Raw genomic sequence first — 26557 nt, forward strand, 5'->3', positions numbered from 1 at the left:
CACAAGCCCCGACGGACAGCACATTCGCCAGTTGTGGTGGTCGACGCTTCCAGCGTCCGAGAACGACCGGCGCCTCATCGCCCGGGCACAGCGACCGAGTTCCTCCGCGAGGCCCTCCTGCGTCGCGTCCCCGCAGCTCGTTCTCCTTCGGTTCGCGGGTGTACCGCGCCTTCTCGAACAGGCCCCGGCGGCCGCGCCGCCGGTGTACGCCCCCCATTTCCCGGTACGTCCTGCCGCTTTCCGGCCCGGGCGTCCGTTGCCGCTTCGTGAGGCACGCTCATGAGTACCACCCTGCCCTCGGGCACGATCCAGCGCACCGTCGACGGCGGGCGTCCGCTGCGCCGCTCCAGCGACCGCATCACCAGTCCGCTCCCGATGCGGCGCGACAGCGACCTCCCGCCGATCTCACACACCGTCAGCCTGGTGATCCCGGCGCACAACGAGGCCCGCAACGTCCCGTGGGTGTTCAACCAGATCCCGCCCTCCGTCGACGAGGTGATCCTGGTCGACGGCGCGTCCGACGACGCGACCGTGCGGATGGCCGCGCACTGCCTGCCGTCCGTCCACGTGGTCCAGCAGACCGGGTACGGCAAGGGTGACGCACTGCGCACCGGCTTCCTGGCCGCGACCTGCGAGTACATCGTCATGATGGACGCCGACGGCAGCATGTGGCCCGGCGAGATCCCGCACTTCGTGCACTTCCTCGACAACGGCTTCGACTTCGTCAAGGGCTCCCGCTTCATCGCCGGCGGCGGCTCGCTCGACCTGACGCCGGTGCGCTCGCTGGGCAACCGCGCGCTGCTCACCGTCGTCAACCGGGTCTACCACGCCACCCTGACCGATCTGTGCTACGGCTTCTGCGCCTTCCGCCGCACCTTCCTCGACGACCTGCACCCGCAGGCGCCCGGGTTCGAGATCGAGGCGGAACTGATCGCCCACGCACTGCGGCTGGGACTTCGCATCGCCGAAGTGCCCAGCCTGGAACTTCCCCGCCGCAGCGGGCGCTCGCATCTGCACGCGGTCTCCGACGGCCGCCGGGTGCTGCGGACGCTGCTCGCCGAACGCCCCGGTGGCCGGCGCTCAGCGCCCCTGGGGGCGGGGAAGCGATGAACGGCCTCGGTCCGCGCACCGCAGCGGCCTGCCCTGGTCTCGCCGCCCGCGATTCGCTCTACACCCCCGCTCATGTCGTCGAGCTGGACCTGGCGGCGCCCGGTGAGCTGCGCTCACCCGGCGGCGCACCGGCCGCCGCCCCGGGTGGACGCGTGTTGGCGTTGGTGCGGCTGCAAGGACACCCGCTCGGCATGGTCAGCGCCCACGGTGTGCTCGGGGACACCACCGGCCTGTACCACGCGCTGGCCGAAGCCGCGCATCGCCAACTGACCACCACCGCCGCCCCGGAGGCACCCCGGACCGGCCCCGGTCGTCCGGTCCGGGCCCCGGGAGCGGCCGCACCCCCCGAGGTCACCGTCATCGTCGCCACCCACAACCGTCCCGGGATGCTGCGCCAGTGCCTGGACTCGCTGCTGCGCAGCCGGCACCCCTCGTACGAGATCGTGGTGGTCGACAACGCGCCGCGCGACGACGCCGCCGAGCGGCTGGTGCGTGACCGCTATCCGTCCCGGGTCAGGTATGTGAGGGAATCCATGGCGGGCCTGGCCCGGGCGCACAACTGCGGACTGCGGGCCGCCCGCGGCCGGATCTGCGCCTTCACCGACGACGACACCCTGGCCGACCCCGGCTGGCTGGACGCCCTGGAGCGCGCCTTCGACGACGGCGGGGCCCGCGACGGCGGGGCACCGGTCGGCTGCGTCACCGGGCTGATCGTGCCCGCCGAACTGGCGACCGCGGCGCAGTCCGCGCTGGAGTTCCACGGCGGCTTCGGCAAGGGATTCGCCCCGCGCAGCTGGTCGCTGGCCGACCCGCCCGCCGATCCGCTCTTCCCGTTCACCGCCGGGCAGTTCGGTTCCGGCGCCAACATGGCCTTCCGCACCGACGTGCTGCGGGAGCTGGGCGGCTTCGACCCGTCGACCGGTACCGGCACCCCGGCGCACGGCGGCGACGACCTGCTGGCCTTCTTCCTCGTCCTGGCCGCCGGGCACCGCATCGTCTATCAGCCGGACGCCGTCATCTGGCACCGGCACCGCCGTGCGGCAAACGCCCTGCCGGCCCAGGCGTTCGGCTACGGCGCCGGGTTCGGCGCCTTCCTGGCCGCCGCGCTGCGGCACCGCCCCGGGGCGCTGCCCGCCCTGCTGCGCCGGCTGCCGGGCGGCATCCGGCTCGCCGTCGGCCGGGCCCGGGACTGCTCGGCACCGACCGGCGCCTGGCCGCCCCGGCTGGCCCTGCTGGAGCTGCGCGGCATGCTCTACGGACCGCTCGGCTATCTGCGCAGCGTCCGCGCCACCCACCGCGCCGCGACCGCCCGAACGGGACCGTCATGACCCCGCACACCGCTCCCCCGGGCGTCGCGGACATGCCCGCCGCGCCCTACCTGGTCGTGCTGCGCCGGCGGGTCGGCTCCGCGCTGCACTACGAGCCGCTGCTGCGCAACGGCCATGTTCTGGTGGCCAGTTCGCTGATGACGGCCGCAGTCGGCGCGTTCTACTGGGTGCTCGCCACGTCCTGGTACCGCCCGGAGACCGTCGGCCGCTCGTACGCCGTGATCTCCGCGGTGACCCTGCTCGCCGGCTTCGGGCAGCTCAACCTCTCCGACGTGCTGGTGCGGTTCGTCCCGTCGGCCGGCCGGCACACCCGGCGGCTGCTGCTGCGCAGCTACGCCGCGGCCGGCCTGTGCGCCGGGCTGCTGGCCGGCGTCTTCCTCCTCCTGGTGCCGCTGCTCGCCCCCGGACTGGGCTTCCTGCGCGGCCCGCTGATCGCCCCGTTCTTCGTGGCGGGGACGATGGGCTATGCGCTGTTCATCGTGCAGGACGGGGCGCTGACCGGCGTCCGCCGGGCCCACTGGGTGCTCGGCGAGAACGCGGTGTTCGCGGTGGTCAAGGTCCTGCTGCTGACGCTGGCCGCGGGCTGGGCGGTGAGCTCCGGCATCCTGCTGTCGTGGGCCGGGGCACTGGCCGTCTCGCTCCTGGTCGCCAACTACGTGCTGCTGCGGCGGGCGGTGCCGGCCCACGAACGGGCGCACGCCGACGGGCGGATGCCGCCCCGGCTGCTCGGCTACGCCGCCACCGACTACGGCGGCGCCCTCTTCAGGCTGTCCGCCTACAACATCGTGCCGCTGATCGTGCTGGACACCCTGGGCGGCGCCCGGAACGCCTACTTCTCCCTGTCCTGGGTGATCGCGTACACCCTCTACCTGGCGACCTACAACATGGGCAGTTCGCTGCTGGTCGAGGCCGCGCACGACCCCGCCCGGATCAGCGAGCTGGGCCGCCGGGTGCTGCGGCACACCGGCCTGCCGCTGGCCGCCGCGGTGGTCGTCCTCGTCGTCGTCGCGCCCTGGCTGCTGTCGGTGTTCGGTGCCGAGTACGCCGGCCAGGCCACCGGTGTGCTGCGGCTGCTGGCCCTGTCCGCCCTGCCCAACCTGCTGCTCAACGTGGCCATCGACGTGGCGCGCGCCCGCCGCCGGCTGGCCTGGGCCGTCGCCCTCCAGGCGGCGCTGTGCGCCCTGGTGCTGGGCCTGACCGTCCGGCTGATCCCGCCCTTCGGCATCACGGGGGTCGGCGCCGCCTGGCTGCTGGCCGAATGCGCGCTCGCCCTGCCGCTGCTGATCACGCTGCCGCGCTGGCTGCCGTCCCCCGCGAGGAGCCCGCGATGATCGCGCTCGGATTCCGCCTGGTCGTCTCCGGTCTGCTGCAGGCGGTCCGCTTCGTGCTCGGCACGCTGTGCGGCAACGCGCCGGCGACCGTGCCCGCGGGCGGGGTGCGGACCGCCGAGGCGGCCCGCACCGGACCGAGCCTGTCCGTCGTCATCTGCGCCTACACCCTGCGCCGCTGGGAGCAACTGCTGGACGCGGTCCGCTCGGTGCAGCTCCAGCACCACCCGGCCGACGAGATCCTGCTGGTCGTCGACCACTGCCCCGAGCTGGCCCGGCGGGCCGGACCCGCCCTGCCCGGCGTACGGGTGCTGCCCAACGCCGAGGCACAGGGGCTCTCCGGTGGCCGCAACACCGGGGTTTCGGCCGCGCACGGCGACATCGTGGCCTTCCTCGACGACGACGCGGCGGCCGACCCGGAGTGGACCGCGCGGCTGCTCGCCGCCTACCACGACCCCCGGGTGCTCGGCGTCGGCGGGCTGGTCCGCCCCCTGTGGGAGACCGGCCGGCCCGCCTGGTTCCCCCGCGAGTTCGACTGGGTGGTCGGCTGCTCCTACCAGGGGCTGCCCGAACGCCGCTCCCCGGTACGGAACTTCATCGGCGCCAACATGTCCTTCCGGCGCGCCGAGATAGTGGCCGCCGGCGGCTTCCGCACCGACCTGGGCCGGATCGGCACCCGCCCGCTGGGCTGCGAGGAGACCGAACTGTGCCTGCGGGTCGCGGCCCGCAACCCCGACGGGAAGCTGCTGTACGAGCCGGCCGCCGCGGTCCGCCACCACGTACCCGCCGCCCGCACCACCCGCGCGTACTTCCGGGCCCGTTGCTACGCGGAGGGGCTGTCGAAGGCGGCCGTCGCCCGGCACGCCGGTGCCGGCCCGGCGCTGGCCAGCGAACGCACCTACCTGCGCCACACCCTCCCGGCCGCGGTCGCCGACGGGCTGCGGCCGGGCGGCGGGGCACCGCCGCGCACGGTGCCGGCACTGGCGGCCGGGGTGACCGCCACGGTCCTCGGCTACGCCGTCGGCCGGCTGCGCCGCCCCGTGGAACGCACCCGCGCCCAGGCCGCCCTGCGCGCCCTGGCGCTGCTCGCGCTGCCCGCCGCGCTGCTGCTGTGGCTGTTCTCCCTGCGCGGGGTGGACCTCGGCGCGATGAGCGACCTGGGCCTGGTGCAGGTCCTGCCGGTCACCTACTGGACCGGGCTGGTACTGCTCGGCCTCGGCTTCTGCGCCGCGCTGTCCGACCGGCGCACCCGCGCCCCGCACCACGCCGGCTACGTGCTGGCGCTGATCATCTTCCTGCACGCCACCCCGCTCGTGCTCTACCCCGAACTGCGCTACTCCTGGGCCTGGAAGCACGTCGCGGTCACCGACGTCCTGCTGGACACCGGCACCCTGCCCACGGCGGCCGGCCGGCTGTCCATCTACGCCCACTGGCCCGGCTTCTTCTGGGCCAACGACCTCTTTGTCAGCCACATCGGCCTCAAGTCGCCCGGTACCTACGCCAGTTGGTTCCCGCTGCTGATCAACGTGGCGCTGGTGATCCCGCTGCTGGCGCTGTACCGCTCCTTCACCCGCAGCCGGCGGCTGGTCTGGGGCGGTGTCTTCCTCTTCTTCGGCTGCTCGTGGGTCGGCCAGGACTACTTCTCGCCGCAGGCGTTCGCCTTCCTGCTGTACGTCTGCGTCATCGCGGCCGTCGTCCACCGCCTCCCGCGGCCCGGCCGAGCCCGACCGGGCCGGCCACCGCTCGGCTGGGCGGTGCTGGTGCTGCTCGCGATCGTCACGATCGTCGTGTCGCATCCGCTCACCCCGGTGATGCTGGTCGGCTCGCTGCTCCTGTTGTCCCTGCCCCGCCGCAACCGCCGGGTGGTGCTGCCGGTCGCGCTGGTCGCGCTGGCGCTGACGACGGCCTGGGACATGACCGCGGCCCGGCCGTTCCTGGAGGCGAACCTCAACGACCTGATCTCCGGCCTGACCACGCCCGAGTCGAACGCCGGGTCCGGGCTGCTCGGCCTCTCCGGGGCCACCAGCGGACAGGTGATGGTCGCCTGGGCCGACCGGATCCTGTCGGCGGTGGTCTTCCTGTTCGCCGCGCTGGCGGTGCTGGTGCGGCCCTCCCTGCGGCGCACCGCCCTGCCGTGGCTCGCGGTGGCCCCGCTGCCCTGGGCCGTGGCCAACAGCTACGGCGGCGAGATGATCTTCCGGGTCTATCTGTTCGCGCTGCCCGCGACCGCGTTCGGCGCCGCGGCGCTGCTGCTGCCCCCGCTGCTGAGCCCGTCCCGCGGCCGCGGCCTGCGCCGCGCGCTGCGGCGGATCCGGGCCGCGGCGGTGCCGGTGGTGCTGGTGGCGCTGTTCGGCGCGCTCTCCCTGGCGTACTTCGGCAAGGAGAACGTCAACTACTTCACCACCTCGGAGACCTCGGCCGCCGAGTGGCTCGCCACGCACGCCCCGGAGGGCTCCCTGATCGTCGGCGCCTCGGACAACTTCCCGTACGCCTATCACGATTACGAGTACCACGACCGGCTCTGGCTGTCCGAGGCGGCGCCCGGCGACCAGTGGCAGGTGCGCCGCGATCCCGCGGCCGAGCTGCACGTGCTGACCGGATCGGGGCCGCCGCGCCCGGTCTACCTGATCCTCAACCGGGCCCAGGAGGCCCAGGTCACCGCCACCGGAGCGCTGCCGCCGGGCACCCTCGACCATCTGCGGAGCGCACTGGCGCACCGCTCCGACTACCCCGTCATCCACCGCACCGCCGACGCGGTCATCTACCGCATCCTGCCGGAACGCACCCCAGGAGGCTCCTGAGAGCACTTCCGGATCCGCACGGGGGTCTGAAAGGACACCGGTCATGAGCGCCGTGCCCGTCTTCCTCTACCACTCGGTCACCAGCGATCCGCCGCCCTGGATCGCGCCGTACACGGTCACCCCACGGGCCTTCACCGAACAGCTCGACCGCATCGCGGACGCCGGGCTCACCGTGATCCCGCTGCGCCGGCTGGTCGCGGCGATCCGCGGCGGGCCCGCGCTGCCCGCCCGCTGCGCGGTACTGACCTTCGACGACGGCTTCGCGGACTTCTACTGGTCGGTGGCACCCCTGCTCACCGAACGCGCCCTGCCCGCCACGGTGTTCATCACCACCGGTGCCGTGCATCCGCCCGGCGGCGCCCCGGAGGGCAGTCTGCTGCCGCCCGCCGCCATGCTGAGCTGGCGCCAGATCGCCACCCTGGACGCGCTCGGCATCGAGATCGGCGGCCACACCGTCACCCACCCCCAGCTCGACGCGGTGCCCGCGCAGCGCGTCTGGCACGAGGTCGTCGACTGCAAGCGGCGGCTGGAGGACGCGCTCAGCCACCCCGTCTACGCCTTCGCCTATCCGCACGGCTACTCCAGCAGCGCGGTCCGCCGCACGGTACGGGAGGCCGGCTGGACCTCGTCCTGCGCGGTGCGCAACGCCCTCGCCACGGCCGACCGCGACCCGATGCGCATCCCCCGCCTGATGGTCCGGGCGGACACCCGGCCGGAGCTGTTCACCCAGTGGGTGCACGGCGGCGGCGCGCCGGTGAATCCCGCCGGGGAGTCCTTCCGCACGACGGGCTGGCGCCTGTACCGCCGCACCCGTGCCCTGCTCGGCCGTCCGGTCGGCGGGCCGTCGGAATCCGGCACCCTGCGAGGGGAAACGGCATGACACACCCGATCGGGTGACGCACCTCACCTAGTCCACAGTGGATGATTGCCTCCCCGCGGAGCGCGTTCGGCGGTTGGCTGGAGCCGACATCGTCGCCCGGCCGTCAGGCCCCGCACGGGAAGTGTTTTCATGTCACGTCACTTACGCGCGTTACGCGCCCTCGGCCTCGCCCTCCTCCTGGCCACCCTGTCCCTCGTCACCGCCCCGTCCGCGAGCGCGGACACCCGTACGGCCGTCGGGGGCGGCACCGGGATCATCTTCCGGCTGCAGCCGACCCCGCAGGAGCCCACCGGCTTCTACGTCTGCACGCTCACCGCGGTCGGCCGGGACGCGGCCGGCAACCTGGTGGCGCTGACCAACGCCCACTGCTTCATCGACGAGGCGGGCAACAAGCTGGTCGGCGAGAAGGTCTACCGGGACCGCTCGCCCGCCGGGACGGCCTTCTCCCCCGCGCCGCTCACCGACAGCCGCCCCGACCTGGACACCGGCGTCATCGGCACGGTGACCTACGTCAGCACCCCCAACAACCTGCTCAACTCCGGCCCCAAGGGCCTGGACTACGCGGTGATCAAGCTGGACGAGAGCCGGGTCGCGCCGACCAGCACGGTCGGCGGCGTCACCATCACGTCCCTCGGCGCCCCGCCCGCGAACGGCACCCGGATGTGCAAGGAGGGCCACCGCACCGGCCTGACCTGCGGCATCAAGCTGGGCACCCACGACATGTGGTTCACCCACCTCATCTGGACCGACGGCGGTGACTCCGGTTCCCCGGTCGTCGACGGCGGGACGCTGGTCGGCAACGCCTGGGGCGCCCAGCACAGTTCGCCGATCCTGAGCATCCTCGACGAGATGAACACCCACGGCGGCGTCGGCGCCGGTTTCCACCTCGCCACCTGAGTCCGTCCGAAGCGCACGGGCCCGCCCGGCAGGTGCCGTGGTTCCGGGCCCGTGCCGCCACCGGTTCAGTGCTGCCAGACCCGCACCCAGTCCACCGACATCCGGGCCCGGTGCACGTCCGGCGGCGGAAGCTCGGGGTACCCGACGGCGAGGGTGAAGAGCAGCTCCATCGGCACATGCGGGATCTTCGCGGGATCGGTCACCCGGAACCTGAGCTCGCCGTCGATGTACCAGCTGAGCGCGTCACGTTCCCAGTTCAGCGCGAACACGTGGTGACCGGCCGGGAAGTCCACCGGCCCGAAACTCCCCGCGGTCGCCCGTTCCCCGCCGTCCGGGCCCCGCCAGTGCACCGTCATGTCGATCCACCGGGGCATCTCCAGCACCTCGGCGATGTCGATCTCGGGGGGCGTGAACCGCGAGGCCGGCATCAGCCAGAAGGCCGGCAGCATCCCGTCCTGCTCGGGGATGCGCACCGAGGCCTCGAAGTAGCCGTAGGTGAAGACGGCGCGCGGGCGGGCGTTCCAGGAGCTGCGGCCGGTGGAGACCATGCCGGAGGTCCAGGGGTAGTCGCGGCCGTCCGTCCCCCGGGTCGTCCGCCGCCGGGCGGTCAGGGTGAGCCGGCCGCCGCCGACCGAGACCTGCCCGGGCCGGTACCACTCCAGCTCGTCGTTGCCGCGGTTGGTGCACCCGCCCCGGTTCCAGTCGTAACACGTGGTCCACTTGGCCGTGTTGAGCCGGTCGCCGCTGAAGTCGTCGGCGAAGACCCGGTGCCAGGGCCCGGGACCCCGCGGGCCCGGCGGCGGGGCGGACGTCCTGCCGTCCTGGGCGCAGCCCGCGGCGGCGGCGAGCACCAGAAAAAGGCTTGCGGCGGCCCGCACCACTCGGGAAGATCCCATCGGCCGCCTCCCCGGCGCGCTACGGAGCACTCACGAAGATCGTCCCCCAGACCGGGACGGTCCGCTACTTTCCCGCTCCGCCGCCCCGATGCCCCGGCCGCCTCCCCCTCCGACGCCTCCCGAAGGACCGGCATGACCACCGAACGCATCTCCCCGCCCGTACGCGCCGGCGAACGGGAGACCCTGCGCACCTTCCTCGACTTCCACCGCGCCACCCTCGCCATGAAGGCCGAGGGCCTGTCCGACGAGGACCTGCGCCGCCGCTCGATGCCGCCCTCCACGCTCACCCTGCTCGGCCTGGTACGCCATATGGCCGAGGTGGAGCGCACGTGGTTCCGCCGGGTGATCAACGGCGAGGACATCCCGCTCGTCTGGTCCGCCGAGGGCGACTACCAGGCGGCCTACGACCCGGACGGCTCCACCGGCGCCGAGGCGTTCGCCGCCTGGCAGGAGGAGGTGGCGCACGCCCGCCGCATCGAGCAGCAGGCCCCGTCCCTCGACGTCACGGGCTACCAGCCCCGCTGGGGCGAACATGTCTCGCTCCGCCTGGTCATGCTCCACCTCATCCACGAATACGCCCGCCACAACGGCCACGCGGACCTCCTCCGCGAGGGCATCGACGGCACCGTGGGCGCCTGAACCGTCCGGGCGTCCCTGGGCCGCCCGGTCACCGGGGGCTCGGCCCAGGGGACGCCCGGTGGCCGGTCAGCCCAGTTCGAGGCTCGTTACGCCGTACGTGCGGTGCTCGTCCGTCGGGGGGACCGGGCCGGTGTACATGCGGACGGTGTGGGAGCGGGGGGTCAGGCCGCGGCCGGTGGCCAGGGCGTGGGCGCCGCCCCGGGGCCCGGGGATGTCGAGGAAGACCTCGTCGGTGGGGGCGAGGGTGGCCACCAGGGCGTCGAAGAGCGCCTCGGCGACCCGGTCGGTGTCGGCGAAGAGCGGGCCGATGCGGTGACCGGTGCGGGCCGGGCGCAGCACCCCGTAGCCGGCGATCTCACCGTCGCGCAGATACACCCGGGCGGTGTGGCCGGGGGCGGTCAGCCAGCGGGTGACGAAGCGGCGCCGGTCGGCGGGGAAGCAGCGCCGGTCGTGGGCGGCGACCGCGTCGAGGTGGGAGCGGGTGACGGGGACGGCCTCGGGCGGTGGGGTGCCGTTGCGGTCGGGCCGCCCGCCGTAGCGGACGGTCTCGTAGGCGGGGGTGAATCCGGCGCGCCGGTAGGTGGCCTGCTGGGCCGGGACGGCGTCGAGGCCGACGGTCCGGGCCCCGGCGTGCGGGACGGCGGCGCGCCAGGTCGCCAGGCCCAGCCCCTGTCCGCGGAGGTCGGGGTGGACGAGGTAGTACCCGAGGAAGGCGTAGGACGCGGAGTAGTTGACGACGGAGACCGCGGAGACCGGCCGGGTGCCGCGGCGGCCCAGGAAGAAGCCGTCCGGGTCGGTGGGGTGGAAGCACGCGGTGTCGTCGCGGCCGGGGTTCCACTCCTCGTCGGCGGCCCACCGCACCACCTGCTGCCAGTCGTCCGGCGTGGCGGTGGTGACGGTGAGTTCATCGGTGGCGGGCATGACGGATGATCGGGTCCCTTCCGGTGGGGGCAGCGGGAGTCGGGGACAGGGGAACCGGGGTCCCCGGTGTCCTAGATGAGGTCCATCGCGGCGACCTCGTCCGGGCGGCCGTAGCTGACCGGGCCCTGGAAGCGCCGGCGGGCGGTGGCGAACCACCAGACGGTGGCGATGACGAGCACCACGGCCAGGGCGATCGGCGCGTAGTTGAAGGAGTCGGGGGTGATCGGGGACGCCTGCGGCAGCATGAACAGCACGTTGCTGATCAGGATCCAGATCACCGCGATCGCCGCGACCGGCCTGCCGTAACGGCCCAGGTGCCACGGCCCGGCCTGGAAGTCGTCGAGCCGCAGCCGCAGGAAGATCGGCACGGCGTAGGCGAGGAAGAGCCCGACGACGTTGACGCTGACCACCGCGGTGAAGGCGGTGTGCGACCACCAGCCGGGCACCACCAGCACCAGCGGGCAGGCCGCCGCGAGCCAGACCGCCTTGACGGGCGTCCGGGTGCGGGCGGACACCGAATGCCACCAGCGGGAGCCGGGCATCGCCCCGTCCCGGGAGAACGCGAAGATCTGCCGGGTGTTGCTGGTCATGTTGGCGAGACCGCAGAACAGCATCGCGCCGATGACGATCAACAGCAGGAATTTTGCGGTGCTTTGGCCGAGCGCGTCGACGAGAATCTGCACCGGTGGCGCCTCGGCGCCCGCCGCGTGGCCGTAGTCGCGAATCGCATAGACCAGCGCGAGCATGAGGATCAGCCCGGTGATCGCGGAGTAGGTGATGGACCGCATGATGCCGCGGGGCGCGTTGACCGTCGCCTTCACGGTTTCTTCGGACATGTGGAAACTGCCGTCGAACCCGGTGAAGGTCCAGCTGGTGACGAGCAGTCCCAGCATTCCGCCGTACATCGCGTTGGTGAAGCCGGTGTTGTTGACGAAGTGGGTGGCGAACGCGGGCGATTGGTGCTGGTCCGGAACAAAGGTGAGCGCACCGACGATCACCACCATGCCGACCAGCAGCCACCAGACGGAAATCCGGTTCACCAGGGCAACGAGCCGGACGGTATACGTGTTCGCGAGCGCCTGGACGAGCAGGATGGCGGCGGTGATGAGCACGGTCTGCTGCGGCGTCGGCGTGTAGGACGGCCACTGCATCGCGAGGAACGCCTGGATGAAGGTGGCGGCCGCGAAGTTGGTGGCGGCGGTGCCGCCGACCTGGCCGACGAAGTTCAGCCAGCCGGTGTACCAGGACCAGGCACCCTGGTGCCGCTTGGCCAGCTTGCCGGCCGAGAAGTAGAGCGCGCCGCTGGTCGGGTAGGCGGAGGCGATCTCGGCCATCGCGGCGCCGACGAACAGCACCATGACCGACACACCGATCCAGCCGAAGATGAGGATCCGCGGCCCGCCCGCGTTCATGCCGAATCCGAAGGACGAGAAGATCCCGGAGATGATGTTGATGATGGTGAACGAGATGGCGAAATTGTCGAACGCACGGAATCTCCGGGTGAGTTTCCGCGGATAGCCCATGGCATGCAGTGTGGCGTCGTCGTCGAGGGTGGCCGGATCGACCGGGCGGGGGGATTTCGAGCGGGTTATTGACGTGCGCTCGGACACAACCGCAACCTTTCTGGGGGGAATTTTCTGCGTCAGGTGTCGTGCGGTACCGGGAGACCGCAGGAACGTCTGGCCTTCGACAATTGCTCCGCCGGATCGCCGAATGCGCTCCAGGGCATGCGGGAGGCGTACGGCCCCATCGCCGTGAGGACCTCGCGCGCCTCGAATTCGTGTTTCGCCATGTACAACGCGTGCGCCAGGTAGGCCAGGTCGAGTACCGGCGTGAAACGGTAGCCGGGCACCTGCGGCAGCCAGTTGCGGTAGATGCTCAGCGCCGCGGTGGCCCACTGGGGCTGTTCCCAGGTGTGGTCGGCGAGCGGCGCCGCGGGGTTGTAGTCCTCGACCAGGGCCACCAGCGGCAGCAGCCGCAGTGCCGAGGTGACCGGCGCCCGCTGGCTGAGGAACGCGGCCACGTCCCAGCTCGCGCTGGACGAACCGCCGTACCGGGGGAAGAAGAAGGACAGGAAGCGGTGGTGGGCCTCGCGGTGCCAGGGGTCGAGCCGGAGGATGTGGGCGAAGAGGTACCAGGGGCCGGCCGGCGCGGTCAGCAGTCCTTGCGGCGCGGGGTCCAGCGGGCGGTCGAGGCGGGTCAGCGCCAGCTGGGCGACCCAGGGGGTGGGGTCCTCGGGCAGCAGTTTCGCGGCCCGGTCGCACGCCGTCCGGGCGATCCGCGCCAGCGCGCCCTGCCGCCGGTCGCCGGCGCCGGCGTCGGCCATGCGCAGCGCCCGGAGCATGGCCACCCGGGCCCAGAGCAGGGCGGCCTCCGGGCCGGGCTCCTCGGCCAGCCAGCGTTCGGCGAGGTCCGAGTCGGCGGCGACGGAGGCCAGGACGAGCGAGCGGTGAGCGCGGACCTCGAAATCGTCGCGGGTCTCCTTGAGGACGTCGTGGGCGCTCAGGTACCGCCCGGCGGTGACGTCCATGCATGCCCGGGCCAGCGCCCGGTCGTCGGCCGCCGGACTCCACACGTACTGCCCCTCGAAAGAGCCGGCCGCCATGGTCCCCTCCCGGTCACGAAGGCGTCATCCGCCACACCGCATTCCAGCCGCGCCGAATTCAGCTGGCCCTGCCACCGGTCGAGCAGCAGCGGGCCACACCCTACTCATCATCAACTCACCAGGAAAACAGTCGCCTGGAATATCTGGTTCCGCACCCTTTTGCTCTGGCCACCAAGAAAGAGATTGAAGAGGAAACCATTTTCCGGCCAACTTCCCCGACTCCGCTTCACTTTGACCGCCACCCGGCCGCAGCGCATTGAATTGGCATATTCAGGCGTTCACCCGCCCTCCACAAGCGGAGGCCGTCGACGCCCTACCCCTCCGTTCGCGCCCCACTCCCCGTTCAGGAGCCCGCGGGGACCGCCGATCCGGCGGACCGGACCCACCTGCGCACCGACAACCCCCGCCTCTCGGTCAGTTCGCCCGCGATTTCCGGCCATGCCGGACGGGGTGCGCTCCCGGGCCGAGAAGCCGGCGCGAGCGCGGCACGGTCACCGCTCCGGGCGTCTTCGCGGCGCCCTTCCAGGCGCAAACGACTCCCACGCTGATGACGCCCTCTCAGCTTCCGGCATATTTTCGGCACCTTCGCCGAACGGGACGGCATCCCGGGCCGGTCACAACCCACGCTTTCGCCAAGGGAGTTGGCGCACCGCAAGCATGGATTCGACCCAAGAGCAACCGAAATTAGCGGAAGCTACTTTCCGGAAGCGCGCGATCACATGTAGCGTTCGTCCCGACCGGAGGCCGTGGTCACGCACCACGCCATGGCCGAGTACGGGCATGGGCGCGAACGTTCTCGTGGCACGGACGGAGCGATTGCCCCCGTTGGGCGCAGCCGCCTCCCACGTGTCCGTTCGCCACCACGCCCCACCACCGGATCAACGTCGCGATGGCTGCACAGCACTTCAGCACCCTTCGAACGTCGAGCACCGCCATGTCTGTCCGTACACGCCTGCTTTGCAAGAGGAATGGGCCCAGATCATGTTTATGAACTCCTCGACGACCCCGCTTGCGATGCGACCGGACGCCGATTTCGGCCGCCCGGTGACGGCCGGGCCCGGCGAAGGGCCACCCCTGGCGGTCGACCGGCTCCCCGACGGCACCTGGCAACTGACCCTGCACGCGCTGGAGCCCGTCTCGGTGCACCGGCTGCCCTCGGACGAGGTGCACATCATCCTGGCCCCGCCGGGTGAGAACCCGCCCCGTCCCGACGAGCCGGCGGCCGGGCCGGCTCCCCGCCCGGAGCCGATCCAGATCGACAACGCGGCCCGCACGGTCTTCATCAAGGGCCGCCAACTCGGCCTGCCCAAGCTCGAATTCGACCTGCTCGCGCACCTCGTCCGGCATCCCCAGCGGGCCTTCACCAGAGAGCAGCTGATGGCCGCGGTCTGGCCGAGCTGTCAGTCGAGCACCCGTACCGTCGACGTGCACATCGCCCGGCTGCGCCGCCGCCTCGGGCCGGGCCTGCGCGATTCGATCCGCACGGTCTTCGGCATCGGCTACAAGTACCAGCCCGCTCCCTGACGACGGCCGGCACCCCCTGCGCCGCACCTCAAACTCCCGCGGAAGCCGCGGGGTTGAGATGCGCGGGGGTGCCGTCCGCAGGCTCCTTGCGGACGAAGGCCCGGCGCAGGGCGTGGTACGGCTGGTCCGGGTCGAAGAAGATCCGGTGCATACGGGCGAGTTCGTGCTCCCGGTAGGCGGCGAGCGGCCGCTTCGCCTCGTCCCGTTCCCGGACGTCCTTCTTGGCGGCGATCCGCGACTGGACCGCGGCCGAGGCCGCCAGCCGCCGCGCCAGTTCGGTGGTCCGGGCCGTGAAGTCCTGCGCGGCGCAGTCGACGATCCGGTCCACCAGGCCGAGCCGCTGCCCGGTCGCGGCGGTGACCGGCAGGGCGCGCGTGGTGAGCCGTTCGGCCGCCTCGCACCCGGCCCGGCGGGGGAGGGTGTAGGTCCAGTACTCCGAGCCGTAGAGGCCCATCAGCCGGTAGTGCGGGTTGAGCACCGCGGCCGAGCGGCACCACACCTCGTCGGCGGCGAGCGCCAGCATCACCCCGCCGGCCGCGGCATTGCCGCCGAGCGCGGCGACCACCAGCCGGTCGGTGGTGGTCAGCACGGCCTCCACGAGGTCGTCCATGGCGTGGATGTTGGCCCAGGACTCCTCGGCGGGGTCGGCCGCGGCCTCGATCACGCCCAGGTGGATGCCGTTGGAGAAGAAGTCCCGGCGGCCACCGAGGACCAGCACGGAGGTGGGCCGGGTGCAGGCGTGGCGGTAGGCGGCGAGCAGCCGCCGGCAGTGGTCGGTGCTCATCGCCCCGCCCGGGAAGGAGAAGTCCAGGAAGCCGGCCGGGCCCTCCTCGCGGTAGCGGATGTCGCTCCAGGTACGGGGCGCGTCGCCCGGGTCGAGCGGGGCCGGGACCTCGGGGAGCGGCGGCAGGCGGTCGCCGAGGGCGAGGGTGGCGGGGAGCTTGACGGTGCCGGGCTCCCCCGGCCGGCGCGGTGCCCTGAGTTCGGGGATCCACACCGCGCCGTCGGCCGTCGCCCGGCAGATCGCGCCGGCCCGGGTGGCGAGAAGTTCACCCGGCCGCCCGCGCAAGGTGTCCTCGGGGTGGCCGCCGTGCAACATCCAGGTGGATCCGAGGAGTTCGTCCCGTACGCCGGGCCGGGAGTCGGCGGCGCGGAGCTTGCGCACGACGGTGGCGGTGGGGTCGGACCGCCAGTCGATCCGGCGCAGGTCCTGGCGGAACGGCGGCCGGGGACGGCCGGTGCGCGCGCTTTCGGGCAGGGTGGCCTGGGGCTGCGGGCGGTGGGTGCCGGAGGCGACGCGCTCGACGGCGGTGAGCACCGCCTCGACGGCCGCGTCGGCGATCTCGTTGCGGTACAGGTCGCTCTTGCCCACCTCGGGGACCGGGCAGCTCGCCGAGGCCCAGATGTCGCCGGCGTCCATCTCGTCGTTGGCCTGCAGGACGGTCACGCCCCAGGCGTCCGCGCCCAGGTGCACCGCCCAGTCCAGGGAGGACGGGCCGCGGTCGCCGACCGGGCCGGGGTGCACGATCAGACAGGTGTGGGCCGACCACACCTCCCGGGGGACGGCCGTGGTGAGCAGGGGCGCCACGATCAGGTCGGGGGCGTGGCGGCGTACGACGTCGAGCAGCGGGGTCCGCGGAGTCACCAGTTCCACGCCCACCCGGTGGCCGCGGTCGCCGAGTTCGGCATGGACGCGCTGGGTCAGGCTGTTGAAGGCGCCGGCGATGAGCAGGATGTGCACAGCTTCACTCCCCTGGTGCGGCAACCGGTGTGCGGTGGGCCGGGGTGGCCGGTGGTGAGCGTTCCCCGGGCACGGCCGCGGACCGCGCGCCCGCCCGGCAGGTCCCCCGAACGGCGACGGCCGGATGGCGCAAGGCGCCGGCCGGGCCCCCGGTCCGTACGGGCCGGGAAGGTGGCCGGGCGATCGGGACTGATGATGCTCGGACTGACTGCCCGTCAGGTAGTTCCGGTCCGGCGGTCAGCTGGACGGTATCCCGCCAAAGTTGGCGCGCCACGGCCGCTTCGCACCGACCCGTCATTGCCTTTCATTGACATGTGCTTGGCCAGCCTTTTACTTTCGGTGTGCGGCATCGGCGCAGGTCAGCGCCGTTGCCGGACCGTCTTCCGCACTCTCACGGAGGTTCCCATGGAGCAGCTCATCAAGAAGATGGCCCAGGACGACGTGTGGCGCAGCTGGCTCGCCGCCAACTCCGCCTCGCAGGCGGCGAAGGAGGGCTGCATCAGCGCCGCACCCAAGGCCGGCTGCATCAGCGCCGCGCCGAAGGCCGGCTGTATCTCCTGACCCGTCCCGGCACTCCCCGGCGCCCTGGGGCGGGAGACGGCGGCGGCACTTCCCCCCGCCGCCGGCCCGCCCCCGGGCGCCGCCCCCGCCCCCGGGGCACTCCCCGTTCCTCTCCGAGCCATGACGAGGGTTCCATGGATGGTCAGCCGACCGCCGAGGTCATCGAGCAGCTCCGCGACATACCGCTCTACCGCGCATCGCTGGCGAAGGGCTATTTCCCGGTCCTCGACAAACCGGACATCGCCCGCGGCTTCCCCGAGAACTGGATGACCCCCCGGCTGGCCGCGGCCCTGGAGGCCGGTGAGGCGGAGTACGTGCTCTCCACGGGCACCAACCACGCCCGGATGCAGCTGATCCGGCCCCCGTACTTCCTGCTGCACTCCTACTACCGGCTGTGGAGCGAGCATCCGGACATCGCCGGGACCTGGAAGTCGGGCTGCCGGCGGGTCTCGCTCACCACCGTGCTGGCGACCGAGCACGTGGCCCGGGTCGGCGCGGCCCGGCGCGGCGTCCCGCCGGCGCCGGTGCCCTCCTTCGAGGAGCGGTGGCTGGACGACCGCACCTGCTACCTCAACCTGCGCCTCGACCCCGCGCGGTGGGAGCGCGCCGAGGTGGTGCGGATGCTCGGGGAGATCGAGGCGGCCCGGCAGGCGCATCCGCAGGGCCGGTACCACCTCGACTGCTCCGGCTACCACCTGGCGCATCTGCTGCGGAAGGTCGGGGAGTGGGGGCTGTGGGACGACTTCCCGCCGCCCGCCAGCATCATCCACGCCTACGAGTACACCCCGGTCAACGTCCGGCGCTTCCTGGCACAGCACTTCGACTGCCCGGTCATCGACCTCTTCGGCAGCACCGAGCTGGGCTACCTCTACTTCAGCGACCGGCGCGGCAGGTACCGGCCGTACCTCGACGGGATGAGCGTGGAGCTCCACCTGGTCGCCCCGGGAAGCACGATCCACGAACTCGTCGTCTCCAGCGTGCGCAATCCCTTCATGCCGCTGATCCGCTACCGCTCGGGCGACTGCGTACGCACCCTGGACGGCACACCGGACCCGGACCGGATCGCCCAATTCTGCGGCCGCCGGAAGGAGTTGCTGCCGACGCGGAACGGGCCGGTGGCCCAGGGCGACCTCGACCGGTGCCTCGGTGAGCTGGCCCCGGACGTGTTCGTCCACCAACTGCAGCTGACCGGCCCCGGCGAGGCGCTGCTGGCGTACACCACCTTCCACGGCACCCCCCTCGGGGCCGACGGGTCCGCCGCGCTGGAGGACGCCGTCGGCGAGCTCACCGGCCGGCGCTGCCGGCTGGTGCACCACTCCCACATCCCCATCGGCACGTCCGGGAAGTACGCCTGGCTCGTCGACGCCGACTGAGGCGCACCCCCTCCCGCCCGCCCGTCCGCACCCGCACAGGAGACCCATGACCAGCCGCCCGCCGATATCCGCCGACGCCCTCCGGGAACTGCTCGGGGAGGCGCTGCACACCGAGGTCACCGACCATTTCGCCGCCCGCAGCGAGGCGCCGCGGGAGTTCGTGGCGCGGCAGGTCACGGAAGCCCTGCGCTACCTGTTCCTCGTCTCGCGGTACCGCGACCGGCTCGGCGGACTCTTCCTCCCGGTCGAGCAGGACATCGACGAGATCTGGCACTACCTCATCCTGCAGACCCGGGAATACCGTGCCCTGTGCGAGCAGCGGCTGCCCGGGCGGTACTTCATCGAGCACCGCAGCATCGCCTACGAGGACTACCAGCAGGAGCCGGGCCGCGAGCAGGTCCTCGAAGAGGCGCTGCGCTGGATCCCGTTGTACTGCGCGGAGTTCGGGCCGTTCGACGAGGGGGCGCTGCCGCACTGGACGATCGTGCGCTTCCTCCACGAGCAGCTGGGGATGACGCTCGCGGACATCGCGGCGCTGAAGCCGCCGGCACCGGTATAGGGGGACGGCAGGTCATGCACGAAAGGCCGGAACAACGGCGCGTCCTGGCCGTCCTGGTGGTGGCCCAGGTCCTCAGCGGGGCCGGGCTCGCCGCGGGCATCACCGTCGGGGCGCTCCTCGCCGAGGAGATGTTCGGCTCGACCGGGCTGGCGGGCGTGCCCAGTGCGCTCTTCACCGCTGGGGCCGCGGGCGGCGCGGCCGTGATCGGCCGGCTGTGCCGCCGCTGGGGCCGGCGCCCCGGGCTCGCCCTCGGCTACGGCGCCGGGGCGCTGGGCAGCCTCGGGGTGGTCGCGGCGGCCGCCGCCGGGAGTCCCGTGCTGCTGTGCGGGTCCCTGCTGGTCTACGGGGCCGGTACCGCGACCAACCTGATGGCGCGTTACGCGGGCGCCGACCTGGCCTCCCCCGCGCGGCGCGGGCGGGCGGTGAGCACGGTGCTGTTCGCCACCACGCTCGGCGCGGTGGCCGGGCCCAACCTGGTGACGTGGACCGGTGACCTCGCGCGGTCCTGGGGCATCCCCCGGCTGGCCGGACCGTTCCTGCTGGCCTGCGTGGCGTTCGCCGCGGCGGCCCTGGTGCTGGCCGTGCTGCTGCGGCCCGACCCGCTCCGGCTGGCCGCGAGCCTGGCCGCCGCGCCGGAGCGGGCGGAGGCCGCACCGGCCGCCGGCCCGGCGCGCGGCCACCCGGCGGGCGACGCCCAGCGGCGCGGCCTGGTGGCCGGCACCGCGGTCATGGTCCTCACCCAGCTCGTGATGATCGCGGTGATGACGATGACGCCGGTCCACATGCTGGCGCACGGGTCGGACCCGCAGGCCGCCGGACTGGTCATCGCGCTGCACGTGGCGGCCATGTTCCTGCCCTCGCCGCTCACCGGACTGCTCGTCGACCGGTACGGCCGGCGGTGGATCGCCGCCGCGTCGGGCCCGCTGCTGCTGGCGGCCGGTGTGCTCGCCGCGACGGCGCCGCCGCATGCGGTGCCGCTGCTCGCCACCGCTCTGGTGCTGCTGGGCCTCGGCTGGAACGCCGGGCTGGTCAGCGGCACGGCCCTGGTCACCGACGCCCTGCCGCCCGAGCGGCGGGCCGCGGTCCAGGGCCTGGTCGACGTCGGCATCGCGGGCGCAGGTGCGGCTGGCGGGCTGTCGTCGGGGCTGGTCGTGGCGGCGGGCGGTTACCCGGTCCTGGCGCTGGCCGGCGGGGTGCTGGCGCTGGCGGTCGTGCCCGCCGTGGGCTGGTCGGCGCGGGTGCCGCGCACCGTCCGCGCGGCACCGGCGGCCGCCGCTACGGAAACGGAGCGGTCGTGAACTCCCTTACGCGCGGGGGATGATGAGCGAGTGCATGGGGGGAAATCTTGAAACATGGCGTCATTTCTCGTTTTCGTGCCGGAAACCTGGATGCTGCACTGTGAGGGAAGGCTGTAGGCGTATGGACCTGCGACGGGGGGCGAGGATGCGGAAGGACCGCGGCACATCCGGCATACCCGTGCGCGGCCTGTTCCGGGTCCCGCTGCTCGCCGTCGCCGTGGTGCTGGCGTTCCTGCTGGGTGCGGCGGCTGCCGGCGCCGGTGCGACCGCCACGTTCGCCGCCCCCGCCGCCAAGCCCGCGGGCGCCCAGCCCGCCGTCAAGCCCGGTTCCGACTCCACCGAGGAGAAGACCAAACGGGACGCCGAGCGCGGCGCCCCCCGGGGGACCGCGCGCACCTCCGTCGGCGTGCCGCGGCACGCCGGCCGTCCGCTGCCGCCGTCCGGACCCGACGGCCCGGCGCTGCCGACCGCCGTCGGGTCCGACGGCCCGGCCGCGGGCACCTCCACCCGGGCCGCGTCAAGACCGGCCCCGTTCCCCGTCCTGCACTGCGTCTTCCGCTGCTGAGCGCGGCCGTGGTGGCTTGCTCCACCAGTCGTGTCCGCACGTTCCCGCCACCACCCCACAGTGGCACCACTCATCAGCAGGAGACCTCCTCGTGGAGACCTTCATCCAGCATGCCCGGGGCCTGACGGCCCGTATCGCCGAGCGGAGGGAGGAGCAGGAGACCTACGGCCGGCTGGCGGCCGGCCAGTCCCCCCTCGCCCTCTTCATCACCTGCTCCGACTCCCGGGTCGTACCGTCCCTGATCACCGGCGCCCGCCCGGGCGAACTCTTCGAACTGCGCACCGCCGGCAACGCCGTGCCCGTCTACCGCGCGGACATGGCCGCCTGCGCGGAAGCCGCCACCATCGAGTACGCGATGCGGGTCCTGCGGGTCGCCGACATCGTGGTGTGCGGTCATTCGCACTGCGGCGCGGTCGGCGCCAAGGCCCGCGGCGAGGACCTGACCGGCGCGCCGGCCGTACGCGACTGGCTGGCCCAGGCACTCTCCGACGAACTGCCCGAGGACCCCGAGCCGACGGTCGCCGCCGCCGTGCAGCAGCACGTGCGCCAGCAGCTCGACCGGCTGCGCGGCTACCCCTGCGTACAGGAGCGGCTGGCGGCCGGCGAGGTGAACCTGCACGGCTGGTTCTACGAAGTGCACACCGGCCTGGTCGTGGCCCACCACCCTGCCTCCGACCTGTTCCTTCCGCTGTGAGCGCGGGGGTGACGACGATGAAGCAACTGCTCTCCTCCCGTGCGGGGTCCTTCCGCGCCGACTTCACCGCCTCCCTGGTGGTCTTCCTGGTGGCCGTCCCGCTGTGCGTCGGGGTGGCCGTCGCCTCCGGCGTACCGGCCGAACTCGGCCTGGTCACCGGCGTCGTCGGCGGTCTGCTCACCGGGCTCCTCCCCGGCAGCAGCCTGCAGGTCAGCGGCCCGGCCGCGGGCCTGACGGTGCTGGTCTTCGAGGCCGTCAAGGAGTACGGCCTCGGGGCGCTGGGCGCCCTGGTGCTGGCGGCCGGCGTCCTCCAACTGGCCATGGGTGCCCTGAAGTTGGGGCGCTGGTTCCGGGCGATCTCGGTCGCCGTCGTGCAGGGCATGCTGGCGGGCATCGGCCTGGTGCTGATCGCCGGTCAGCTCTACGCCCTCACGGACGCCAAGGCGCCGGGCAGCGGACTGGCCAACATCGGCGGCGTACCGGCGCTGGCCGCCGCCACGGTCGGCTCGGGCACCGCGCTGTCCGCGCTCGCGGTCGGTGCCGGGACCGTCGCCGTGCTGGTCCTGTGGCCGCGCTGGCGGCGCGGTGCCCGGGTGCTCCCGGCGCCGCTGGTCGCGGTGACGCTCGCCACCACCGCGGTCTGGGCGCTGGACCTGCCGGTCGCCCGGGTCCGGGTCAGCGGGCTGCTGGACGCGATCCAGCCACCGGGCATGGCGGACCTGGGCCGGCTCACCGATGTCGGTGTGCTGGGCACGGTCCTCGCCTTCGCGCTGATCGCTTCGGCCGAATCGCTGTTCAGCGCGGCGGCGGTGGACCGGCTGCACGACGGGCCCAAGACCGACTACGACAAGGAGCTGATGGCCCAGGGCGCCGGTAACACGGTGTGCGGTCTGCTCGGGGCGCTGCCGATGACCGCGGTCATCGTGCGCAGCGCGGCCAATGTGCAGGCCGGGGCCCGGACCAAGGCGTCGCGGGTGCTGCACGGCGTGTGGCTGCTGGTGTTCGCGGCGGCGTTCCCGGCCGCGCTGGGCATCGTCCCGGTGGCGGCACTGGCGGGCGTACTGATCCACGCGGGCTGGAAGCTGCTGCCGTGGAAGTCCTGGCGGCCGCTGTGGCGCGAGCACCGCGGGGAGGCCGTGGTGCTGCTGGTCACCGCGCTGGCCATCGTCACGGTCAACATGTTCGAGGGCGTGCTGATCGGTCTGGTGCTGGCGATCGCGAAGACGGCCTGGGAGACCTCGCACGTCCACCTGGACATCCACACCCCGGACGACGCCGGGCAGCCGGTGCTGGTGCGTGCCGTCGGCAACGCCACGTTCCTGCGGCTGCCCAAGATCCTGGACCAGCTCGACGCGCTGCCCGCCCACCGGGACGTCGAGCTGGACCTCGGCGGCCTGCGCCATCTCGACCACGCGTGTGAGGCGGCGCTCACCAACTGGGCCGAGCAGCACCGCCGGAACCGGCGGGCGGTGGAGCTGGTGTCCTGACGTCCCGCAGTCCTCGGGGGCCCGGTTTCGCGCACCGCACGGTGCGCGAAACCGGGCCCCGCCGTCCGACGCTTTGCGGCGCCCCCGCACGTACCCGTCCGCCCCGCCGCGGGGCGACTCACCGTGGCTCCCCCACTGCCTGAAGGGCGTGGGAGGTACCCCCAGCGGCGGGCTGGCGGATGTCGGGTGCGGTGCCGGCCCTCCAGACTTCGTCCTCCGCTCCAGCCCCTCCCTTAGTGGGGAAAGGGAAGGCCGGTCGGGGTGGAGGTCGGGAGGTCCCGTAGGGGACGGTCGAACAGATCCCGTAGGGGGTACGCGCGCCCCTTGCGGGCCTCAACCCGGCGGGACGGGGCGGTATTCCCAGGGTCACGACGTGAGGCACTCCCGGGACAACGCCCGCCCCCACCACCTCACCCCCCACCCACGGGAGGGGACAGACCGGAGGACGAAGTCTGGAGGGCTGTCACCGCACCCGACACACAAACGCCCGCCGCTGGGGGTACCTCCCACGCCCTTTAGGCAGTGGGGGAGCAACGGCGAGCAAGCCCCACGGCGGGACAGCCGACAACGTACGCGGCGCCGCAAAGCGCGCAACGGCGAGCAACCCCGACGGCGGGACAGACGGGTACGTGCGGGGCGCCCAAAGCGCGCGGCGCCGCAGAAACAGCGTGGGCGGGACACGACGGGGCGGCCGGGATGATTGCGTCCGCCGCGGTTGTTGAGCGAAGGTCAGGGCGGCCGCGGCCGAGGTGCGCCGCGGCCGGTGTCATGAGCGCCGTACAGGGAGAGAGGACGGGCGGATGCCTCTTCAGGGTGAGTACGAACCGAGCCCGACGCCGTGGGTGCGGGAGCAGGTCGAGGAGTACGAGAGCTCCGGCGGGACGCGGGGCACGACGATCCGTGGGCTGCCGGTCGTGATCCTGACCACCCGGGGCGCCCGGAGCGGCCGGCTCCGCAAGTCCCCGGTGATGCGGGTGGAGCACGAGGGGACGTATGCCGTGGTGGCTTCCCTGGGCGGCGCGCCCAAGAACCCCCTCTGGTACCACAACGTGGTCGCCGATCCCCGGGTGGAGCTCCAGGACGGCCCGGTCCGCCGGGACATGACGGCCCGTGAGGTCACCGGCGAGGAGAAGGCCGTGTGGTGGGGGCGGGCGGTCGAGGCGTTCCCCGATTACGACGCCTACCAGAAGAAGACGGCCCGCGAGATCCCGGTGTTCGTGCTGGAGCCGGCGGCCACGGAACACCGCTGAGGCCGCGGGACCCCGTCGTCCGCTAGAGCGTCACGAGCGAGACCTCGGTGGCCTTGATGCCGGTCCACACCGGCACCCCGTCGGCCAGGCCGAGTTCGAGGGCGGCGGACGGGGTGATCTCGGCGACGAGGTCGGGGGCGTGCGGCGAGGTGATCAGGATCCGCAGCCGGCTGCCCGCCGAGGTGATCTCCCGTACGGTGCCGGGCCAGACGTTGCGCGGGCTGCCGGCGGGCTTGTCGAGGTGCACCGAGACCGCCTCGGGGGCGATCACCGCGAGCGCCGGGGCGCCCTCGGGGAGGCGGTCGGCGACGACGAGGTGCCCGCCGCCGGCGAGCGCGAGGCCGTCGCCGGTGGCGGTGCCGGGCCAGGCGTTGCGGCCCAGCATCCGGGCGACCCAGGGCGAGCGGGGATGCCGGGTGACCTCGGCCGGCGGGGCGTCCTGGAGGGCGCGCCCGTCGTCGAGGACGAGGACCCGGTCGGCGAGCGAGACCGCCTCGACGGGGTCGTGGGTGACGATCAGGCAGACCCCGTCGAAACCCGCGAGATGGCCGCGCAGCGCGTGCCGGACGTGGGCGCGGGTGGTCTGGTCGAGGGCCGCCAGCGGTTCGTCGAGCAGCAGCAGGCGGGGGCGGGCGGCCAGTGCCCTGGCCAGCGCGACGCGTTGGGCCTGGCCGCCGGAGAGCTGGGCGGGCCGGCGGTGGGCGAGGTGTCCGACGCCGAGCCGGTCGAGCCACTCCTGGGCGGCGCGGCGGGCCCCGGCGCGCGGGACGCCGTGCGCCCGCAGTCCGTAGGCGGTGTTGCTCAGGGCGTTCAGGTGCGGGAAGAGCGCGCCGTCCTGGGGGACCCAGGCGACGCCGCGGCGGTGCGGGGGCAGGGCGGTGACGTCGGTGTCGCCGAGGCGCAGGGCGGCGTGGGCGCGCGGGGTGAGACCGAGCAGGGCGCGCAGCAGGGTGGTCTTGCCGGCGCCGTTGGGGCCGACGACCGCGATGGTGGTGCCGGGCCCGGCGTCCAGGGTCAGTTCGGTGAAACCGGTGACCTCGGCGTGCAGCGGCCAGCGTTCCCTCTGCGGTGCGGCGGTGGTTTCCGGACGCTCCGGCACGGCCGGCCGGCCGCCGCCGTCGGTCCCGGACGGCTCGGTCCCGTCCGTGGCCGGCGCGGTGCGCGGTGCGCGGCCGGCGGGCAGTGCGCCGGTCCAGCGGCCGCGCAGGCAGATCAGCACGGCCATGGCGATGACGAGCAGCAGCAGGGAGACCGAGGTGGCGGCCTCCGGGGAGTCCTGGAGCAGCAGGTAGACCTGGAGCGGGAGGGTCTGGGTGGTGCCGGGCAGATTGCCGGCGAAGGTGATCGTGGCGCCGAATTCACCGAGCGCGCGGGCCCAGGTGAGCGCGGCGCCGGCGGCCAGGCCGGGGGCGACCATGGGGAGGGTGACCGTGGCGAAGACCCGGACCGGGGACGCGCCGAGGGAGGCCGCGGTCTCCTCGTAGCTGGGGCGCAGGCCGGCGAGCGTGCCCTCCAGGCTGATGACGAGGAACGGCATGGCGACGAAGGTGGCGGCGGCCACCGCGCCCGAGGTGTGGAACGGCAGGACGATGCCGAAGGTGTCCTCCAGCCAGGGGCCGAGCAGTCCGCGGCGGCCGAAGCCGAGCAGCAGGGCGACACCGCCGACGGTCGGCGGCAGCACCATCGGCAGCAGCACCAGCGAGCGGACCACCGCCTTGCCGGGGAAGCTGACCCGGGCCAGCAGCCAGGCCAGCGGCACACCGAGCAGCAGCGACAGGCCCAGCGCCCAGAAGGAGACCAGCAGCGAGAGGCCGAGCGCCTCGGTGACACCGGGGCTGGTCAGATGGGTGCCGAGGTCGCTCCAGGTGGTGCGGGCGAGGATGCCGAGCAGCGGCATCAGCAGGAACGCGACGGCGACCAGCGCGGGCACGGCGAGCGCGGCGGGCGTACGGGCGCCGGGCGTGCGGCGCCGGGCGGCCGCGGGCCGGGCCGGGGTGCGGGAGCGTCTCATGGTCGGTCCTGGGGTCGGGGCGGGTCGGGCCGGCCGGTGCCGGCGGGCCGGGGCGGGCCGCCCCGGTGGCGCGCACGGGGCTGTCCACT

At 73.3% G+C, this 26557-nt stretch carries 22 protein-coding genes; 16 read left to right on the plus strand and 6 right to left on the minus strand.

Features of this window, described 5'->3' with window-relative positions; all coding sequences use genetic code 11:
* Positions 1 to 279: 279 nt before the first annotated feature.
* From ACZ7MX_RS31725 to ACZ7MX_RS31750, 6 genes are all read left to right on the plus strand, one after another.
* Entirely contained in the window at positions 280 to 1110 is an 831-nt protein-coding gene (locus ACZ7MX_RS31725; protein ID WP_472137069.1) for a glycosyltransferase family 2 protein, read from the plus strand.
* Positions 1107 to 2438: a glycosyltransferase family 2 protein gene (locus ACZ7MX_RS31730; RefSeq protein ID WP_472137071.1), complete on the plus strand. Its 1332-nt coding sequence runs from the start codon at positions 1107 to 1109 to the stop codon at positions 2436 to 2438. Before ACZ7MX_RS31725 ends, ACZ7MX_RS31730 begins: the two co-directional genes overlap by 4 nt.
* Positions 2435 to 3769 (plus strand): lipopolysaccharide biosynthesis protein, encoded by a 1335-nt coding sequence (locus tag ACZ7MX_RS31735; RefSeq protein ID WP_472137073.1) that lies wholly within the window; start codon positions 2435 to 2437, stop codon positions 3767 to 3769. The genes ACZ7MX_RS31730 and ACZ7MX_RS31735 overlap by 4 nt, the downstream gene beginning before the upstream one ends.
* Complete coding sequence (locus tag ACZ7MX_RS31740; RefSeq protein WP_472137075.1) at positions 3766 to 6567, plus strand: glycosyltransferase family 2 protein; 2802 nt, start codon at positions 3766 to 3768, stop codon at positions 6565 to 6567. The genes ACZ7MX_RS31735 and ACZ7MX_RS31740 overlap by 4 nt, the downstream gene beginning before the upstream one ends.
* Before the next feature lie 43 nt (positions 6568 to 6610).
* A complete protein-coding gene (locus tag ACZ7MX_RS31745; protein ID WP_472137077.1) occupies positions 6611 to 7447 on the plus strand; it encodes a polysaccharide deacetylase family protein in 837 nt (278 codons plus the stop codon).
* 129 nt (positions 7448 to 7576) lie between these two features.
* A complete protein-coding gene (locus ACZ7MX_RS31750) occupies positions 7577 to 8344 on the plus strand; it encodes a trypsin-like peptidase domain-containing protein (protein WP_472137079.1) in 768 nt (255 codons plus the stop codon).
* A 65-nt stretch (positions 8345 to 8409) separates the two neighbouring features.
* Here the strand turns inward: ACZ7MX_RS31750 and ACZ7MX_RS31755 are convergent, their stop codons facing one another.
* A complete protein-coding gene (locus tag ACZ7MX_RS31755; protein ID WP_472137081.1) occupies positions 8410 to 9240 on the minus strand; it encodes a glycoside hydrolase family 16 protein in 831 nt (276 codons plus the stop codon).
* Positions 9241 to 9372: 132 nt separating this feature from the next.
* On the opposite strand from ACZ7MX_RS31755, the gene ACZ7MX_RS31760 reads away from it, so the two are divergent.
* Positions 9373 to 9879, plus strand: coding sequence for a DinB family protein (locus ACZ7MX_RS31760; RefSeq protein WP_472137083.1), 507 nt, complete (start codon positions 9373 to 9375; stop codon positions 9877 to 9879).
* 66 nt (positions 9880 to 9945) lie between these two features.
* Here the strand turns inward: ACZ7MX_RS31760 and ACZ7MX_RS31765 are convergent, their stop codons facing one another.
* The 3 genes from ACZ7MX_RS31765 to ACZ7MX_RS31775 form a co-directional block, all read right to left on the minus strand.
* Positions 9946 to 10800: a GNAT family N-acetyltransferase gene (locus ACZ7MX_RS31765; RefSeq protein WP_472137085.1), complete on the minus strand. Its 855-nt coding sequence runs from the start codon at positions 10798 to 10800 to the stop codon at positions 9946 to 9948.
* Positions 10801 to 10871: 71 nt separating this feature from the next.
* The gene (locus ACZ7MX_RS31770; protein ID WP_472137247.1) at positions 10872 to 12323 is read right to left on the minus strand and encodes an amino acid permease; all 1452 of its coding nucleotides are present in this window, start codon (positions 12321 to 12323) and stop codon (positions 10872 to 10874) included.
* Between the two features lie 119 nt (positions 12324 to 12442).
* Positions 12443 to 13405, minus strand: coding sequence for a hypothetical protein (locus tag ACZ7MX_RS31775; RefSeq protein WP_472137087.1), 963 nt, complete (start codon positions 13403 to 13405; stop codon positions 12443 to 12445).
* Positions 13406 to 14392: 987 nt separating this feature from the next.
* Between ACZ7MX_RS31775 and ACZ7MX_RS31780 the strand changes: the two genes are divergently transcribed.
* Positions 14393 to 14929, plus strand: a complete 537-nt coding sequence (locus tag ACZ7MX_RS31780; RefSeq protein WP_472137089.1) for a winged helix-turn-helix domain-containing protein — start codon at positions 14393 to 14395, stop codon at positions 14927 to 14929.
* Between the two features lie 28 nt (positions 14930 to 14957).
* Here ACZ7MX_RS31780 and ACZ7MX_RS31785 read toward each other — a convergent pair whose 3' ends face one another.
* Positions 14958 to 16670: a hydrogenase maturation protein gene (locus ACZ7MX_RS31785; RefSeq protein WP_472137091.1), complete on the minus strand. Its 1713-nt coding sequence runs from the start codon at positions 16668 to 16670 to the stop codon at positions 14958 to 14960.
* Positions 16671 to 17075: 405 nt separating this feature from the next.
* Here ACZ7MX_RS31785 and ACZ7MX_RS31790 point away from each other — a divergent pair, with 405 nt between their 5' ends.
* The 8 genes from ACZ7MX_RS31790 (at position 17076) to ACZ7MX_RS31825 (ending at position 24457) form a co-directional block, all read left to right on the plus strand.
* Positions 17076 to 17231, plus strand: coding sequence for a hypothetical protein (locus ACZ7MX_RS31790; protein ID WP_199816252.1), 156 nt, complete (start codon positions 17076 to 17078; stop codon positions 17229 to 17231).
* A gap of 134 nt (positions 17232 to 17365) precedes the next feature.
* Positions 17366 to 18604, plus strand: a complete 1239-nt coding sequence (locus ACZ7MX_RS31795; RefSeq protein WP_472137093.1) for a hypothetical protein — start codon at positions 17366 to 17368, stop codon at positions 18602 to 18604.
* Positions 18605 to 18650: 46 nt separating this feature from the next.
* Complete coding sequence (locus ACZ7MX_RS31800) at positions 18651 to 19163, plus strand: glycine-rich domain-containing protein (RefSeq protein WP_472137094.1); 513 nt, start codon at positions 18651 to 18653, stop codon at positions 19161 to 19163.
* A 14-nt stretch (positions 19164 to 19177) separates the two neighbouring features.
* Positions 19178 to 20461, plus strand: coding sequence for an MFS transporter (locus ACZ7MX_RS31805; protein WP_472137096.1), 1284 nt, complete (start codon positions 19178 to 19180; stop codon positions 20459 to 20461).
* Between the two features lie 145 nt (positions 20462 to 20606).
* Entirely contained in the window at positions 20607 to 21026 is a 420-nt protein-coding gene (locus ACZ7MX_RS31810; RefSeq protein WP_472137098.1) for a hypothetical protein, read from the plus strand.
* A gap of 91 nt (positions 21027 to 21117) precedes the next feature.
* Complete coding sequence (locus ACZ7MX_RS31815; protein WP_472137100.1) at positions 21118 to 21720, plus strand: carbonic anhydrase; 603 nt, start codon at positions 21118 to 21120, stop codon at positions 21718 to 21720.
* A 17-nt stretch (positions 21721 to 21737) separates the two neighbouring features.
* Positions 21738 to 23207, plus strand: a complete 1470-nt coding sequence (locus tag ACZ7MX_RS31820; protein WP_472137102.1) for a SulP family inorganic anion transporter — start codon at positions 21738 to 21740, stop codon at positions 23205 to 23207.
* An 800-nt stretch (positions 23208 to 24007) separates the two neighbouring features.
* Positions 24008 to 24457 carry a nitroreductase family deazaflavin-dependent oxidoreductase gene (locus ACZ7MX_RS31825; RefSeq protein WP_472137105.1) on the plus strand — a complete coding sequence of 150 codons (450 nt, stop codon included), beginning with the start codon at positions 24008 to 24010 and terminating at the stop codon, positions 24455 to 24457.
* Positions 24458 to 24479: 22 nt separating this feature from the next.
* Here ACZ7MX_RS31825 and ACZ7MX_RS31830 read toward each other — a convergent pair whose 3' ends face one another.
* A complete protein-coding gene (locus ACZ7MX_RS31830) occupies positions 24480 to 26468 on the minus strand; it encodes an ABC transporter permease (RefSeq protein ID WP_472137107.1) in 1989 nt (662 codons plus the stop codon).
* Between the last annotated feature and the right edge of the window lie 89 nt (positions 26469 to 26557).

The organism is Streptomyces sp. NPDC107765, assembly GCF_055657085.1.

What these genes read in the sequence shown, in the direction of transcription:
- ACZ7MX_RS31745 (WP_472137077.1), top strand. Translation starts at nt 6,611, where the DNA reads ATGAGCGCCGTGCCCGTCTTCCTCTACCACTCGGTCACCAGCGATCCG.
- ACZ7MX_RS31725 (WP_472137069.1), top strand. Translation starts at nt 280, where the DNA reads ATGAGTACCACCCTGCCCTCGGGCACGATCCAGCGCACCGTCGACGGC.
- ACZ7MX_RS31740 (WP_472137075.1), top strand. Translation starts at nt 3,766, where the DNA reads ATGATCGCGCTCGGATTCCGCCTGGTCGTCTCCGGTCTGCTGCAGGCG.
- ACZ7MX_RS31755 (WP_472137081.1), bottom strand. Translation starts at nt 9,240, where the DNA reads ATGGGATCTTCCCGAGTGGTGCGGGCCGCCGCAAGCCTTTTTCTGGTG.
- ACZ7MX_RS31810 (WP_472137098.1), top strand. Translation starts at nt 20,607, where the DNA reads ATGCGGAAGGACCGCGGCACATCCGGCATACCCGTGCGCGGCCTGTTC.
- ACZ7MX_RS31780 (WP_472137089.1), top strand. Translation starts at nt 14,393, where the DNA reads ATGAACTCCTCGACGACCCCGCTTGCGATGCGACCGGACGCCGATTTC.
- ACZ7MX_RS31825 (WP_472137105.1), top strand. Translation starts at nt 24,008, where the DNA reads ATGCCTCTTCAGGGTGAGTACGAACCGAGCCCGACGCCGTGGGTGCGG.
- ACZ7MX_RS31765 (WP_472137085.1), bottom strand. Translation starts at nt 10,800, where the DNA reads ATGCCCGCCACCGATGAACTCACCGTCACCACCGCCACGCCGGACGAC.
- ACZ7MX_RS31830 (WP_472137107.1), bottom strand. Translation starts at nt 26,468, where the DNA reads ATGAGACGCTCCCGCACCCCGGCCCGGCCCGCGGCCGCCCGGCGCCGC.
- ACZ7MX_RS31805 (WP_472137096.1), top strand. Translation starts at nt 19,178, where the DNA reads ATGCACGAAAGGCCGGAACAACGGCGCGTCCTGGCCGTCCTGGTGGTG.
- ACZ7MX_RS31735 (WP_472137073.1), top strand. Translation starts at nt 2,435, where the DNA reads ATGACCCCGCACACCGCTCCCCCGGGCGTCGCGGACATGCCCGCCGCG.
- ACZ7MX_RS31790 (WP_199816252.1), top strand. Translation starts at nt 17,076, where the DNA reads ATGGAGCAGCTCATCAAGAAGATGGCCCAGGACGACGTGTGGCGCAGC.
- ACZ7MX_RS31760 (WP_472137083.1), top strand. Translation starts at nt 9,373, where the DNA reads ATGACCACCGAACGCATCTCCCCGCCCGTACGCGCCGGCGAACGGGAG.
- ACZ7MX_RS31820 (WP_472137102.1), top strand. Translation starts at nt 21,738, where the DNA reads ATGAAGCAACTGCTCTCCTCCCGTGCGGGGTCCTTCCGCGCCGACTTC.
- ACZ7MX_RS31750 (WP_472137079.1), top strand. Translation starts at nt 7,577, where the DNA reads ATGTCACGTCACTTACGCGCGTTACGCGCCCTCGGCCTCGCCCTCCTC.
- ACZ7MX_RS31730 (WP_472137071.1), top strand. Translation starts at nt 1,107, where the DNA reads ATGAACGGCCTCGGTCCGCGCACCGCAGCGGCCTGCCCTGGTCTCGCC.
- ACZ7MX_RS31775 (WP_472137087.1), bottom strand. Translation starts at nt 13,405, where the DNA reads ATGGCGGCCGGCTCTTTCGAGGGGCAGTACGTGTGGAGTCCGGCGGCC.
- ACZ7MX_RS31770 (WP_472137247.1), bottom strand. Translation starts at nt 12,323, where the DNA reads ATGGGCTATCCGCGGAAACTCACCCGGAGATTCCGTGCGTTCGACAAT.
- ACZ7MX_RS31795 (WP_472137093.1), top strand. Translation starts at nt 17,366, where the DNA reads ATGGATGGTCAGCCGACCGCCGAGGTCATCGAGCAGCTCCGCGACATA.
- ACZ7MX_RS31800 (WP_472137094.1), top strand. Translation starts at nt 18,651, where the DNA reads ATGACCAGCCGCCCGCCGATATCCGCCGACGCCCTCCGGGAACTGCTC.